General features: G+C 37.1%; 15 protein-coding genes. 5 read left to right on the top strand and 10 right to left on the bottom strand.

Annotation, left to right across the window (positions count from 1 at the left end):
- Positions 1–5 precede the first annotated feature (5 nt).
- From tssK to tagH, 3 genes are read right to left on the bottom strand one after another with little or no spacing between them, the layout of a single operon-like run.
- The gene (gene tssK / locus ACJJVZ_RS01130) at positions 6–1,334 is read right to left on the bottom strand and encodes a type VI secretion system baseplate subunit TssK (RefSeq protein ID WP_138584786.1); all 1,329 of its coding nucleotides are present in this window, start codon (positions 1,332–1,334) and stop codon (positions 6–8) included.
- 13 nt (positions 1,335–1,347) lie between these two features.
- Positions 1,348–1,788, bottom strand: a complete 441-nt coding sequence (gene tssJ, locus ACJJVZ_RS01125; RefSeq protein WP_282130886.1) for a type VI secretion system lipoprotein TssJ — start codon at positions 1,786–1,788, stop codon at positions 1,348–1,350.
- Between the two features lie 38 nt (positions 1,789–1,826).
- Positions 1,827–3,080, bottom strand: a complete 1,254-nt coding sequence (tagH, locus tag ACJJVZ_RS01120) for a type VI secretion system-associated FHA domain protein TagH (RefSeq protein ID WP_405597403.1) — start codon at positions 3,078–3,080, stop codon at positions 1,827–1,829.
- 538 nt (positions 3,081–3,618) lie between these two features.
- Here tagH and ACJJVZ_RS01115 point away from each other — a divergent pair.
- Both ACJJVZ_RS01115 and ACJJVZ_RS01110 read left to right on the top strand, forming a co-directional pair.
- Positions 3,619–5,589, top strand: a complete 1,971-nt coding sequence (locus tag ACJJVZ_RS01115; protein ID WP_405597400.1) for a serine/threonine-protein kinase — start codon at positions 3,619–3,621, stop codon at positions 5,587–5,589.
- Positions 5,590–5,779: 190 nt separating this feature from the next.
- Positions 5,780–6,115: a PEGA domain-containing protein gene (locus ACJJVZ_RS01110; protein WP_138584784.1), complete on the top strand. Its 336-nt coding sequence runs from the start codon at positions 5,780–5,782 to the stop codon at positions 6,113–6,115.
- Between the two features lie 158 nt (positions 6,116–6,273).
- Here ACJJVZ_RS01110 and ACJJVZ_RS01105 read toward each other — a convergent pair whose 3' ends face one another.
- Entirely contained in the window at positions 6,274–6,630 is a 357-nt protein-coding gene (locus ACJJVZ_RS01105) for a DUF1294 domain-containing protein (protein ID WP_405597398.1), read from the bottom strand.
- A gap of 50 nt (positions 6,631–6,680) precedes the next feature.
- Between ACJJVZ_RS01105 and ACJJVZ_RS01100 the strand changes: the two genes are divergently transcribed.
- Positions 6,681–7,214, top strand: coding sequence for a hypothetical protein (locus tag ACJJVZ_RS01100; protein ID WP_138584782.1), 534 nt, complete (start codon positions 6,681–6,683; stop codon positions 7,212–7,214).
- 62 nt (positions 7,215–7,276) lie between these two features.
- On the opposite strand, the gene ACJJVZ_RS01095 is transcribed toward ACJJVZ_RS01100, so the two are convergent.
- Positions 7,277–7,819, bottom strand: coding sequence for a carboxymuconolactone decarboxylase family protein (locus tag ACJJVZ_RS01095; RefSeq protein WP_405597395.1), 543 nt, complete (start codon positions 7,817–7,819; stop codon positions 7,277–7,279).
- 113 nt (positions 7,820–7,932) lie between these two features.
- On the opposite strand from ACJJVZ_RS01095, the gene ACJJVZ_RS01090 reads away from it, so the two are divergent.
- On the top strand, positions 7,933–8,517 hold the full coding sequence (locus ACJJVZ_RS01090; RefSeq protein ID WP_405597393.1) for a TetR/AcrR family transcriptional regulator: 585 nt from the start codon (positions 7,933–7,935) through the stop codon (positions 8,515–8,517).
- Positions 8,518–8,598: 81 nt separating this feature from the next.
- Here the strand turns inward: ACJJVZ_RS01090 and ACJJVZ_RS01085 are convergent, their stop codons facing one another.
- The 5 genes from ACJJVZ_RS01085 to ACJJVZ_RS01065 form a co-directional block, all read right to left on the bottom strand.
- Positions 8,599–10,719 (bottom strand): methyl-accepting chemotaxis protein, encoded by a 2,121-nt coding sequence (locus ACJJVZ_RS01085; protein ID WP_405597390.1) that lies wholly within the window; start codon positions 10,717–10,719, stop codon positions 8,599–8,601.
- Between the two features lie 109 nt (positions 10,720–10,828).
- Positions 10,829–12,055 (bottom strand): organoarsenical effux MFS transporter ArsJ, encoded by a 1,227-nt coding sequence (gene arsJ, locus ACJJVZ_RS01080; protein ID WP_405597388.1) that lies wholly within the window; start codon positions 12,053–12,055, stop codon positions 10,829–10,831.
- Positions 12,056–12,079: 24 nt separating this feature from the next.
- On the bottom strand, positions 12,080–13,090 hold the full coding sequence (locus ACJJVZ_RS01075; RefSeq protein WP_405597386.1) for an ArsJ-associated glyceraldehyde-3-phosphate dehydrogenase: 1,011 nt from the start codon (positions 13,088–13,090) through the stop codon (positions 12,080–12,082).
- 32 nt (positions 13,091–13,122) lie between these two features.
- Entirely contained in the window at positions 13,123–13,479 is a 357-nt protein-coding gene (locus ACJJVZ_RS01070) for a metalloregulator ArsR/SmtB family transcription factor (protein ID WP_138584776.1), read from the bottom strand.
- 166 nt (positions 13,480–13,645) lie between these two features.
- The gene (locus ACJJVZ_RS01065) at positions 13,646–14,074 is read right to left on the bottom strand and encodes an organic hydroperoxide resistance protein (protein WP_149593264.1); all 429 of its coding nucleotides are present in this window, start codon (positions 14,072–14,074) and stop codon (positions 13,646–13,648) included.
- Positions 14,075–14,196: 122 nt separating this feature from the next.
- Here ACJJVZ_RS01065 and ACJJVZ_RS01060 point away from each other — a divergent pair, with 122 nt between their 5' ends.
- Positions 14,197–14,631: a MarR family winged helix-turn-helix transcriptional regulator gene (locus tag ACJJVZ_RS01060; RefSeq protein WP_405597383.1), complete on the top strand. Its 435-nt coding sequence runs from the start codon at positions 14,197–14,199 to the stop codon at positions 14,629–14,631.
- Positions 14,632–15,112 lie beyond the last annotated feature (481 nt).

The following is a 15,112-nucleotide window of genomic DNA, read 5'->3' as shown; positions in this document are numbered from 1 at the left end:
AAAAGTTAAGTTCTAATAGCCCAAAGGCTTAATTGAAGTTCTGGGTAATTCCCTGATAAATGAATAGCTATTCCACCACTTGAGCGAAGTTTTTCCCAGTGTTCGCCATGCTTATTTAGCTCAAAGTAATGAAAGCCTGCATGATACGGAATTTGCCTAGGTGCGGTAGGTAAACTACTAATTGTTATTCCTGGAATTTGATTATTTACAAGATCACGAATTGTTTCAACACTGCCAATTTTTATTTGTGACGGGAGTATTTTACGTAATTCTTCATGTGGCACACTTGCTTTGATAGCAAGAACAAATTGAGCTGAATTAAGCACCGATTTGTCTTTTAAAGCACCAAATGAAATACCAAACTTACTTTGCTCCAGCTTAATTTCAGTCGCTGTTTGCTCTATTACATGACTTAATGACTGATATAAGAAATTAACGACTTCGCTAAATACTTGTCCTAAATTCTTGTGGTCGTATTTGGGAAGCTTAGGCACTCTTTTGTTGACCGTACTGAACGTAGACAACTCTCCTGCGAGCTCAATAAGCCGCGTATAAAATACATTTGGGTGGAGGTTATTGACTGTTAATAGGTTTTCAAATACCGCATCATACTTATTCAGTGTTTGTAGCATAATAAAGTCAGCAACAGACGTACTTCCGGCATAACCTTGGCATAGTCTAACGGCAATACTTTCTGCGCGTTGCTTAATCATCGAACCTATTTCACGTACTAATCCTACAAGAGGTTTACACTGTCCAACCTGCAATGAGGCTGGAATATATTTAGTGTCTAACTTTATTCTACCTTCACTACTTACATCTAAAATTTTCGCTAAAGGAAGTAAAATATAACCAGAGTGATCATCTGAGGATAACACCAACTTACTAAACGTTTTCGCAACTTGGATTATTTCTTGAGATTGAGAGCCAATTAAGTCATCACTTACAGACAAATCATGCAATTTGTAACGAGTGACTATATTTTCTTCAGGCGCTGAGATATTAATCCCGCTATTTTTAAACGCAGGTATAGCAAGATACACTATCTCATCATAGACATCTTTGCCTACTACCAAAGGTTCTGGTAATGGGGTTGATTGAGGCATATCCAGCGGCAGTAGATCTGGAGTGATCGCAGATAATGCTTCAATAGCAAATTGACCTGAATTCAATAATTCAGTATCTATTGCTACTTCAAGTATTCCCCACGGATCGGCCAAATTCCCGCTACACACTTGCTTTATTACATTCGCAATATGTTTATCTGATTGCTGAAAGTGCTGTGGTCTTAAAAACATCCCTTCAGTCCACGCAACCCGAGTATTGTCACTCATTTACAAATCCTTTTTATTGCTCTCTCATGTATGTAGCAATTGCTTCCACATTAACATCTATGTCGTCATAACCCGTTGGATCGACCTCAATAACAGATCGCCATCTAGCTTGGTCTATATTTCTATACGCAACCACAACGCCTACATAACGAGTATTTTTGTTTAAACTCATTTTATATTTTTGCACTGAGTTTGGCTGTAATTCAAGTTCATCTTTTTTAATTAGGTCAGGTCCAAGTAATTTCTCAGGTGTATCATAAAGACTAAAGAAATCCTGCGTATCAAAGATAGTACGTGAACTAAGTTCAAAAATTTTCATAACTACCGGAGACGGTCTATCCGATGTATCCGGGTTTACGTTCTTGGATACATTAATAATTAAATCCGTTGAAGGCGGAACCAATTGATTAACAGTACTGCAACCGAGTACTAAAAATAGTAAACTAAAACTCATCAAATAGAGCTTAACTTTATACATTATTGCTTTCCTTTCTAGAGCGTTTCTTTAATTCTATCGTTATATGCTTTTAAGAAGTCATCTGACATCGCCATCGCACCTTTCGTATTCACTTCTTGCGATAAATCATCATGTAAACTTTCATATAGTTTCCAGCACTTGTAATCAATCTGCCCTGGTATAATCTTTAGTATATTGGCGTTATCATTTACTTGTTGACTTATATGCTGCGGAGAAACTTGCGCTAACATTCCTTTCAATACACCGTCAGCTCCTGCCAATAATGCATGTTCATGCCTGCGCGTATCAACAAAGCTTTCTTTTATTGATTCTTTAGAGGAAAGGAAGCTTGCACTATTTCTGATGAATAAATTCTGAATAACATCATCAACATCCGCAGAAAATTTTAAAGGGTTGTTTTGCTTAGTCTGAAACATCGTGTGATTTAAGCGAAGTTGGTTTTTTACATGCGCTCTTTGGCGCAAAGATTCCATAAGCTCGTTTAGTAATAAATTTAAACCTTGCCCCATTTCGAACCAATGTTCTTGTGTATTTAAAGCATCCTGCAATTCGGCTTTAACGCCTAATCCCTTTAAAAAAGCATCTGATAGCGCAGAGCCACTGCTCACTGCGGCCTTCGCTGATGATGGCTCTGGTGTGTGAACCTTCGCCGCTACATTTTGCTTTGGAGGTGCGGGTGCAATTTCAGGTTTTTGAGGTTCTTCAAAAACCGGCTTGTCTGCAACTAAAGATGCAGGAGCCATAAGACTCGATAACTCATCCCAATCTTCAGGTATTTGATTATTACCACCAGAGAAGCTTTCTTGTACCATATCAACAGCAGGCATAGATTCATCTAACAGAGATTCGTTTGTAAAGTGATGCGGTTGCGAAAATGACTCAGGCTTATTTACCATAAAATCATCACGGTGTTGAGACAAACCAGCATTGCTCGTAGCAGCGCCCTGCGGCTCAACTAACTTTACATCAATTTGAAAATCGCCAATAGTAAGTACATCTTTATCTGAAAGGCGTTGTCGATTACCTTGACCAAGCGGCGTCACACCAAAATTGACAAAAACACCGTTAGTAGAGTCGTCATAAACGTAAAATGCATCGTCTTCTTTTTCTATTCTTCCGTGCTTACTCGATATAATCTTTTCAGGATCGGGAAAGTGCCAGTCACATGTTTCAGAACGGCCAAAGGTGAGTACATTTTCTGTTGTCTTAGATGCTTCAATTTCAGGTGAGAGTCTATGATAACTAGTTATGTTTAGTATCAGTTCCATTTGATAAGTTAGTCCCATAAATCTTCAATTGCACTAGGATAAAGTACAAGAGAAACTATTGTCAACATTGAAATTAATATATGGACACTGTCTTGATCTTACTAATCTAAAAAATACGGGAAATATATAATTTATTAATGAAATAGTACTATAAAAATATGTTGTTAAAAAAACGCTGTGTATCGCCATTTTAAATTCTATTTATTAAAAACATCTTAATAAAAAAACACATTATGTAACGCTTTAGAAAATTATCACCCATAGCAACCAAAGTACTGCTCTGCTCTTTAAAATTCAAAGTACCCGCCAAGGTAGATCGTTAGATTTTTATAAAATATTACAAACATTAAATTAGTTACAAATTGAAAACAACATCGAAGCCACAAAGACGTGATTTAGATCTAAATATTAGGCAATTGAATCATTGCTATAGTGGGAGAATTTTGTAAAAATGGTGGACTGTATCAGAGGGAAAGTTGGTAAGAATAAAAAACTTACCTATGCGATTATTTACATTAACACAACAAAAGGACTTACGATGAGCAGTATCAATAGCTCAAGTGATAAAACTCAAATTGCTTCACTTGACTCTAATCTTAAAAGAACACCGCCAAAAAATAAAATTAATCTAATAGGTAAAAAAATATCAGGTCGTTATTTGATCGAAGAACTTATTGGTCAAGGCGGAATGTGTTATATCTATAGAGCTAGAGATACATTTTTAGAAAATGCGACTCGCTCAGAAGCATTTGTAGCAATCAAAATTTTACAAGAAGAGTTCTCTCACTCTGAAGAAGCAATTTCTCTTTTAAAAGACGAGACATCAAAAACACAGCAACTCTCTCACCCTAGTATTGTTAAAGTTTTTTCTGCTGATTCAGACGGTGACTTATATTACGTTACAATGGAGCTGATCGAAGGGGAGACCTTAGAGCAAATCATTAAACGAAATAAGCCTTCGGGTTTGGTGTTTAAAAAAGCCAAAATTATTTTAGAACAACTAGCCGATGCTTTAAATTATGCCCATTCAAGAGGCGTAATACATAACGATCTTAAACCTTCTAATATTATTTTTGACAGTAATGGTAATTTAAAAGTACTCGATTTTGGTATTGCTAAACATAAAAGTATTGAAGATGCCTACGCAGTAAACAGTAATACCGAGCTAGGTGTAGTTGGTGGGTACACACCAACTTACGCCAGTCCTGAGCAGCTAAAAGGCGCTGATGCTACGCTCAGAGACGACGTGTTTTCATACGCGTGTATTGCCTTTGAATTACTTAGCAGTAAGCATCCATTTAATCGTGTTGCCGCTGACAAACTCCCTAAAGACACGACGGCTAAACGTCCTAAAAATTGCCCACTATGGTTATGGGGAAGTTTAAATAAAGCACTTTCATTAGAAACGTCGAAACGGCACGACTCTTTAGTGCCCATATCAAATAAACTTAAGTCTAATCTAAAGCCAACTATGATATTCGTCGCAGTATCAGCGGCTTTGATCCTCATCGCTGGTCAATTAAATTTATCCAATGGCAATAACATAAAACAGCTAGAAGCAAAGCTTGATAATGCTAATGCTATTAATCAACAAATAGAAACTTGGATGGCGTGGAATGGCCCAGCTATTTTGCAAAGGTTAGGTGAAATACCTCCACAGTATAATGTGTTAAAACAAGGTCTGTTGAGAGTTAACCAAGACACTATATTGAAAAGCTTTGCTGACCAAGCAAACGATAGTAGCAATAACACAAGTAAATTTAAAAACTTTGATGAAATAATTGCTATATATTCTAATGCGCTTGAATATTATCCTGACTCAGAAACACTTTCGGTTCAACTTGAAAGTGTTCTTAGGGAGCGCCAATCTATAATTTTTGATATTACATCAAGGATTAACTTATTATTAGAACAATCACGTTATAACGAAATTGATAACAACAGTATTCCTCAGCTAATTAGCGATCTTAACGAAGTCGACAACACTTACGTATATCGCCCTTCACCTACACATTTTGAGAATTTTGAAGTTGCTTTAAACCAAGCTATTGAAGTAGATGACGTCGTATCTCAAAAAGCGTTATTAAATGTTGGTAAGGCTATATTTACTGATAAACAAAAAGCTGAAAGTCTATTTACCAATTTACTAAAAAGAGAGTCGGCAATTGATGCATTAAGTTCGTATCAGACAAAATTAGATGCGGGAGAACAAGCCACTTACCCAACATCAGACGCTGTTGTGTTCTATCTGCCAAGATTTCAACGTTATGATGAAATGCTAGAAAATATAACCGATCATAAAGCACTATTAGCTTTTGAAGAGCAAGTAAATTTGGAATCAACTGGACTTCCAAGCGACTTTTCTCTTTTAGTTTCATTTCGAAAAGAGTTATCAAGACGTTATATTACAATGGCCAATGCATTGATGAAAAAAAGAATGTATAAAACGGCAGAGCAGTTAGTGGAAAGAAGTGAAGCTATCACTAAATCTTTGGATAATTTACTTTAAAATAAGCATATCAACTCGTAGAGTTATTGCTCTGCGAGTTACATAACGAAAGTGACAATAATTGAATAAGCAGTAGATACATATTAAACTATTGCTATTTTTTAAAACGAGAGTTAGGGACGACAAGTTGAATACTTCATTTACTCTTCCAAAATTTTCGAAACACTCAATACTTTTAAATGGACTATTTATGAAAAAACTAAGCGCATTTGCAGCCATCCTTTTATTAAGCGGTTGTTCAACAACTTCATCTGTTGATGAAACTGAGCAAGTAGTTAATGAAGTCGTTATGGATGTTGAAGAAGTTGTAGCGCCAATTTCATTAACAGTTATCGCTAACCCAGCCGATGCCCGTGTTCGCATTATGAATATTTCTCCTATCTACCAAGATGCAATTGAACTTGAAGAAGGAAAATACGATATTGAAGTAAGTAAAAAAGGATTTATTACTTACAGAGAATGGGTTGTTGTTGATAAAAAAACAGTAGTCACTGTTCAATTGCAAAAAGCGACGGCAGGCCAATAATCGCTGTAAACAATATAAATCTTTTTAGCTAATGTACTTTTCTATAAAAGTATATTAGCTTCTCTACTACCTAACCAAATATTCAACTCACAACCCTTTTATGTTTGATAACTCCGAGTACTTATAACGCCAATATGCACTCAATTAATGCATTAGTATTACAAGAGTGTTTTAAAATAATGGTTAGCATACCCCAAGATGCATATATTAATTAAAATACATAACCACAGCACAATAATAAAACGTTTTTTTTGCGACTTATGACGCAATAACTGTTGAGCTATTAATGCACCAGGCCATCCCCCGAAAAGCGCTATTAACTGCAATGTTCGCTCCGGTGTACGATTTACTTTTTTATATACCGATTGCTTAGCTTTGCGTTTATCCCACGCGTATACTAAAAAGCTTAATGCGCTCAAAACGCTGATATAGATTGGTACATAAATTAGCGTATAAGCTAGCCAAGTAAAAATGATAAAAAGGCTCGCTATCGTTATTAAAGTTTTCTTTATCAATTAATTATCACCTATACTAACTTTATAAAACTAAAAAAGAGAGTGAAAGTATGACATATTTTAAAACGCTATTCTTAGCCTTATGCCTGTGTGTATTTACGTTTAGTTACGCAGATGAAAATAACCTAACTTTAGATAAACAACTAGCTGTATTTCAACCTTTTTTGGGTACTTGGCAAGCTAACTTTGAAGTAGCCCAAGGCGAAAAGCCAATTCAAGATGTAGGTAAGTGGGAACGAGCACTCAATGGCAAGGCTATTCGCACTGCACACTCTATTAATGAAGGTGAGTATGGCGGCGAATCTATGATTTTTTACGATAGCAAAAAAGAGTTACTCGTTTTTTATTACTTCACAACGGCAGGTTTTTATACTAAAGGCACATTAAAGGTGCTAAGCCCCACTCAATTTGTAGCCTATGAAGATGTAACGGGTAGTAAAGAAGGTATCACTAAAGTTAAATCTATGAGTGAACTAAAAGACGAAAAATTTATTGTGTCGACCTCTTATTTAAAAAAAGGTGAGTGGACAAAGCCCGAACAACGTATTTATACACGTAGTACAAAAACGGTTAAATTTAAATAGCCGCAATTTATAAACACAAAAAAGGCAGCCTAGGCTGCCTTTTGTCATTTATAAAATCGTATTTATTTTACGTATTTTTTAAATGGTTCATCAACAGGCGTATCTGCAAGGTGGTTAGTGTAATTACTCATAACTTTTTGAGATAAGCCTACAATGATTTCAAGTAGTTGTTGCTTGCCATAACCTGCTGCAAAAAACTTTTCAATTTGCGCATCGCTGATCACACCGCGCTCACGTGTCATTGCTAATGTTGTTTCACGAAGTGTTTCAAGCTTAGAGTCCGCAAGGGGTGTTTGATTTACCAATGCATCAACAATATCTTGATCAACTTTCATTGAAGCTGCTATAGCGCTGTGTGCAGGCACGCAGTAATGGCAGTTATGTTCAACATTAATTGATTGCCATACTACAGTAAGCTCTTGTGCATTAAACGATGTTTTTTGAAACAAATCATGCAGCACTTGATACCCTTTAAGTAATGTTGGCGCTTCAGCCATTACTGCATGTAAGTTAGGGACCATACCAAATGCAGCTACTGAATCAGCCATTAGAGACTTTGACTCTTCAGGTGCATTTTCTGCTGTGTATAAAGTAAATTCTGACATGTTTAGCTCCAATAAATAATTAGGTTTAAGTAACTTCGAAACACATACTATTTGATTTTGAGCGACTGTTCAAGCTAAAATTGAGCAAGTGTTCAAATTAATTGAGAAATGACATGGCTAACAAAATAAAGTTTGAGCGTGAAACCGTTGTCCGACTTGCAAGTCAGCTATTTTGGGAGAAAGGTTTTCATGCAACCTCAACGCGCGATTTGCAAGAAGCCGTTAACATGCGCCCTGGCAGTATTTACGCTGCTTTTGGTTCAAAGGAAGGACTTTATATTGAATCTTTAAAAGACTACACAGTACAAATGCAAACCCAAATTAACGAGTGTTTATCTACTTCAGATAATATTCTTGATGGTTTACGCATTTTTGTTGAGGATGTAGTCACAAAAAAAGAAAATATACCCAGTACAATTTGCATGTTGGTGAAGGCCAATTGCGAATTTGCCGAGAAAGACTGTCGCCTATATCAACTTAGTTTAGATTTAGCAGATAAATTTGAAAGCTATCTTTCAATTCTCTTTGAGCAAGCAATAGCAAATAATGAGCTGAGTAATAATATATCTGCACAAGATTATGCGCGATTTTTTGAGGTTCAGTTTACAGGGCTACGCGGTTACTTTAATCGTCCAGGTGTTGAATCGCTAGCTCAACCTATGATTAATCAAATGTTCAAAATTATGAAGAGTTTATAAACTAACACCTCAATTATTTGCGTAAAAAATGGCAGTGACTTAATCACTGCTATTTATATTTATGCTAACACGAGTCAAACGTTACGTTTTTAACTTATTAAGTTCTGAATCTTGCTGCGTGACCAACTTATTGAGCACTTCGCTGCTGTCGCCAGCTTGCGCCGATAAGTCAGATAACTGCGAGGCGGCGTCTGATATAAGCGTTAAATTGCGGTTGATCTCTTCTGTCACTAAGCTTTGCTCTTCCGCTGCGGTAGCAATGTGCGTGATTTGGTTTGTTATTTCATCGACTTTAACCACAACACTGTGCAATGCATCAAATGCAACAGATGTTTCCTCTACTGCACTTTGTGCACGCACCACACCCTTTTCGATAACCGTTGAAGCATTCCCAACTTCATGAAGTAAACTATCAATTAATTTACTTATGTCATCAGTGGATGAGCGTGTTTTCGAAGCAAGCGCTCTCACTTCATCAGCTACAACAGCAAAACCACGACCGTGCTCACCTGCGCGTGCAGCTTCAATAGCAGCATTTAACGCTAGCAAATTAGTTTGCTCTGAAATAGTACGAATCACATCTAAAATTTGTGTAATATCTTTACTACGCGATGCCACTTTTTCAACAGCTTGGTTAGCTTCTTTTATCTCTTCTGACATAGTTTTAACTTGCGTCATCGCAGAAGATAAACTCGATTCGCTACTGACTACTAAGCCATTAATTTCGCCAGCTTGTTGCGCCGATTGCTCAGATGCTCTAGCCACTTCGAGTGCCGTAGCGCTCATTTCATTCATCGCCGTTACTACGCTTTCAATCTCTTTAAATTGTGCTTGAACATTTTGCTTAGTATCTATGGCGATATGCGATGCAATTTCGCCTTGATGTTTTGTTTGTTCAGAAACAGCTTTTAACTGAATTATTAATTCTCTTAATTTAGATAAAAAACGATTAAAACCAGCAGCTAAGGCAATTAGCTCAGCATGCGTATCAACTTCTAAAGTATGAGTAAGATCCCCTTCTGAGCTTGCTAAATTATCAACTCGTTGTTGGATCTGCTCTAAAGGGGCAACCACACTACTAACAACCAATTTCATGACAATAAAAGCAATAACAGCAATTACTGAGCCTGAGACTAAGATTAATAAACCAAGATACTTGGCCATTTCTGACATGTTATTAGTTAAAGTAACCGGTCCAGCTAATGCTAAATCTGCAGGCACTTCAATTAGTAACGTCCAACTTACATCGGCTAATTTTATTTTAATCGGATACGAAACTAAAATTTCATTCCCAGATTTATAGACTCCTCCTTCGCCATCTAAGCTCTCAAAATTTTTGTTTACAGAGTCATTAATTGCTTCTTTAAAAGGACGCCCGAGCTTATCTTTATAATGACTACTACCAACGATTAAATTTAAGCTACTTAATAAAGTTACTTTTGCTTTACCCTTGTATAATTCTTCTGACAACTTTTCGGTTAAAGATTGAAAAACAGGTAAGGTAATGTCTGCACCAGCTAATCCTATAAATTGGCCCGACCTCATTATTGGCACTGTAAGAGAGGTCATCATTTCAGAATAACCGGGGGATATCTCGTATAAATAAGGCTCCATGATGCACGGCTTTTCACTGTCCTTAGCACATAAATACCACTCTGCTTCACGTAAACCAAACTCATTAAGTTTAGTAATATATTTTTCACTCGCATCATCTACAACTTGCTGCTTAACTACCCCTTGTTTACTGCGAGTAAAATAAATTTCTAGCGTCCCTACGTCTTTTACTGAATGGGGAAAACCGTTAGTAAAATTAGCGTCATTGTTGTCAAAGCCATTTTTTTCAAATTGAGAATAGATAGAAGACAACAAAGCATTGTCGGTGATAAGCGATCTATTTAATAGTACGGCAGAGTCACGGCTCAACGCGTTTTTTTCTGCTGATTCACCTAAAATAGAGGCTAAAGAAAAAGGAACTCGGTATACCTCATTTATAAAAGCGGCAATTTTCTCGCCGTATGAAGCGGCTTTTGCTGTTAGCTTTTCATCGACTTCTGTGACAATTAATTGCTCTGCTTCAATTGACAACTTAGTATTGCTTGATGAAAGCTCAGACCACAAAATAGTCGATAAAACGATAACAGTGAGTAGTATTCCACCCACACTGATCCACAATAACTTTTTTGCTAGCGCTATTTCCCGCATTAAACTTACCTTCCTTTTACGTAGTTACTTTCAGTCTAGACTAATTGCCAAATCATACTAGCTAAATTAGCTAAACTACTAAACTAAAACTACATTTAAGATCGTTGCGCTAATTTAACCTAATTTTATTAAGAAAAAAGGTGATTAAGGTTGCTGCTATGAGTAAACACACACTTACCCATAAACATGCCACCAACCCATATATTTGGAATACCCAACCAGAAAGCACCGTACCAAGTAAACGCCCTATTGCGTTGGCCATATAGTAAAAACCAACGTCGAGCGACACCCCATCGTTTTTAGCAAAACTTACTATTAAGTAACTGTGCAGTGATGAATTTACGGCAAATACACCACCAAAAATAAGTAAGCCTATTACAAGCGTAAAATGTATCGCGATATCAAATTGCATCAACAACGCTAAAATACCAGTTACGCCACTCAATAAAGCCACCCACCAATATGCTTTTTTGACTGAGTGTGAATTTGAATCGCTTTGCCCAGTTATGCGCGGAGCTTGCGATTGCACCAGCCCATAAGCAATAACCCACAAAGCCATAAAGCCGCTTACCCACCAGTGATCCCAGTTAAACTGAGCGGCTAAGTAAACCGGTAATGCAACGACAAACCACACATCGCGCGCCGCAAACAAACATAAGCGCGCAGCACTAAGTAAGTTGATTGCACGGGATTTAGAAAATAACTCTTTAAACTTAGGTTTGTTTTTAGCTTTGCCAATATCGCCTTTCAAAAAAATTAAACTAATAACCCACGCAACACTGAGTAAAGCGATTAAGCTTACTAGCGCACCTACAAAGCCAAATACAGTAAGCAGTAATCCGCCTAAAAAAAAGCCCACCCCTTTTAAAGCATTTTTAGAGCCGGTAAGTATGGCAATCCATTTATATAATTGGCTTTGCCCTGCATCGTCTTGTGGTACTAAATACTTAATGGCGCTCTTTGCGCTCATTTTATTTAAGTCTTTAGCTATGCCACTCAGTGCTTGCGCTGCCATAACATAGGCAACCGTTAACCAATCTCCAGGAACGCACAACATGGCTAAAGCGACAAGTTGTAGCCCAAGCCCTACATTCATGGTTTTATTTAACCCTAAATACGCGCCAAGCCAACCACCGACTAAATTAGTGATCACACCAAAAATTTCATAAAACAAAAACAACATGGCTATTGCAAATGCACCATAACCTAACTGATGAAAATACAGCACCACCAGCATGCGCAGTGCACCATCGGTTAAAGTAAATGCCCAATAGTTACCAGTAATTATTAAATATTGTTTTATAGAACTCGGTAAGTTAGCCAACTGCGCAAACATAGCGTTAAACCTTATTAAATGAGATTAAACTAAATCACTTTTTGCAACTTTAAGCATTAGCTCAGCAGTACGGTTGGCATAACCCCACTCGTTATCATACCAAGCATATAATTTAAGCTGAGTGTTGTTAATAACCATAGTAGAAAGTGCATCTATGGTGCAGCTACGTGGATCTGTTTTGTAATCTATAGATACAAGCGGCTTTTCTTCGTAGCCTAAAATGTCTTTTAGCTCATTATTTGCAGCATCTTGAAACCACGTGTTTACTTCGTCTTGTGTAACACCTCGCTCTAGCTCAAAAACACAATCGGTAATTGACGCGTTAGTTAAAGGTACACGCACAGCATGGCCGTTTAATTTACCTTTAAGCTCGGGGAAAATATGCGTAATAGCCGTTGCACTACCGGTTGTAGTAGGTATTAAACTTGTACCGCACGAACGCGCACGGCGTAAGTCTTTATGAGGGGCATCAATAATCGTTTGAGTATTAGTAATATCGTGAATAGTGGTCATTGAGCCGTGCTTAATGCCCACTTTTTCTTGCAGCACTTTTACAATGGGCGCTAAGCAGTTAGTTGTGCAAGAAGCAGCCGTAACAATTTTATGCTCACTTGGGTTATAAAGATCATCGTTTACACCCATTACTACATTTAAAATACCGTCTTCTTTTACAGGCGCGGTTACTACAACACGCTTAACACCTTGCGCTAAATATTGATTTAACAGTTCAGTGGTTTTCATTTTACCGCTGGCTTCTATAACAACATCGCAATCTGACCAATCAGTTTCGTTTATGGTTTTGTTGTTGGTAACTGTAATCGTGTGTTTGCCCACACTAAAGCTATTATCATCACTAGAAACCTGTTGTGCTAAGCGCCCGTGTACTGAGTCAAACTCAATTAAATGTGCGTGGGTTTTAGCATCACCCGCTACATCATTTACTTTAATAAACTCGATTTCTGGCCAATCAACTGCTGCACGCAGTGTTAAACGCCCCATACGGCCAAAACCGTTAATACCTACTTTAATAGTCATAATTAAATACCTTTAATAAGTTAATTTATTAGTTAGTTACAGCAGCTAGTAATACGTTCAGGGCGATTACCCATCGCGTTTAAGCGCGTTAAATCATTTTCATAAAATGAAGGGTTAGCAGTAAGCGTTTGCGTTAGCACGGTTTTAGCCCATTCTGGCAGGGCTTTATTAATGCTGTAATACACCCATTGATTTTGTTTGCGGTCGCTCAATAATCCGCATTGTCTTAACTGCGCTAAATGGCGAGACACTTTAGGCTGGCTTAGCTCAAGTGCAGCAACCAGTTCGCATACGCACAACTCTCGCTCGCGGCTAATTAGGAGCATTGCTTTTAAACGCGTATCGTCCGCTAGGCATTTATAAAATTGGAGTGGGTTGAATTGTTCCATACTGTCCTCACTGTGTTAGTGCACATACAATAAAACAAAAACAGAACATATGGAATAGTGAATATATGATTTTTTGTATGTTAAAGTAATTTTACCTTAAAACGCAAAAAAGCACACAACGACTGATTGTCGCTATGTGCTTTTATAACTTTTCTTTATTTAGTTATTAAATAACTGAAAGCTCTACTTCGATGTTGCCACGTGTTGCGTTTGAATATGGGCATACTTGGTGCGCTTTATCTACAAGCTCTTGCGCTGCAGCTTTATCCATATCACCAAGTGATACAGCAAGTTTTACCGCAATACCAAAACCGCCTTCAATCGCGCCAATAGACACTTGTGAGTCAATATGCGTGTCGCTTGGTAAATCTATTTTTTCGCTACCTGCAACAAATTTTAGTGCGCCAATAAAACACGCAGCATAACCTGCGGCAAATAATTGCTCTGGGTTTGTGCCTTGTCCGTCGTCTCCGCCTAAACCTTTAGGTGTTGATAGTTTTACATCTAAACGACCATCATCAGATTTAGCTACACCTTCGCGGCCGCCAGTTGCAGTAGCTTTTGCTGTGTAAGCTACATTTTGTAATACATTCATAATGAACTCCAAAGTTTAGTAATTAATTTAGTTTGCATGCAAAATAATAGAACAAGTAATTAGAGATTGCAAATACTTTGCGTGCAAATTAAAATAACGATATTAAAATAAAGGATAAAGCTATGTCGTTTGAGCAATTAAAGTTAAAAAATCAGTTATGCCATCGGTTATACATGGCATCTAACAGCATTGCTCGCACGTATCGTGAGCCTTTAAGCAAGCTGAATTTAACTTACCCACAATACGTAGTAATGATGGCGCTGTGGGAACAAGACAAAATAACAATTGCAGAGCTGATAGATAAAACCGCGATAGACGGCGGTGCAATGACCCAAATACTCAAAAAAATGAGCGACAAATCATTACTGGCTGTTATTAAAGATGAGCACGATAAGCGCAAACGGTTCGTACAGCTTACCCAAAATGGCCTATCACTTAAGTTAAAAGCGGCTAATATTCCTAAAAATATTTTGTGTAAATTTGATAGTGTTGATGCAGCACAAGCGAAGCAACTTATGCAATTACTCGATTTAGTCGTAAGCGATTTAGCCGATTAAGCTCTTAATTAAAATGACTGATATTAAAAAATTACTTTTGTTGGCGCATATAAAAAGTAGGCCGTTAATTTACTTTATTAAGTGACTGTATTTTTTAAAAAGCCTTGCAAATAGTTGCAGGGCTTTTTGCTAAAAAACACCACACTGGTGCATCTTTTAATAATACTTCACCTCTTTGGTGCTAATTCTTGAGTATATATTTTCACTTAAATACTAACCACCTGATTTTTATTCATAAAATATTCAAGTTAATGTTGGCATACTTCTTCTATTAACTAATGTGTCTAGTAAAAATACCAAGGAAAAAACCATGTTCAACTTATACCATACCCTTTACCTTTTATGGCGTTTAGACATTAGCGTTTGGCAAGTTAATGATCCGACAAATACTCACACCACGGCTGAAAAAGAACGCGCCTATGTTAAATAATAGCGTATTGTGTAAAGGCTTAGCGTAAAACTGAAATGTATAAACTACTTT

This window comes from Pseudoalteromonas sp. Ld19, from assembly GCF_045064135.1.
In the GTDB taxonomy this organism is placed as follows: domain Bacteria; phylum Pseudomonadota; class Gammaproteobacteria; order Enterobacterales; family Alteromonadaceae; genus Pseudoalteromonas; species Pseudoalteromonas aliena.
The sequence above is the reverse complement of the archived record's forward strand: the minus strand, read 5'-3'. Positions and strand labels throughout refer to the sequence as shown.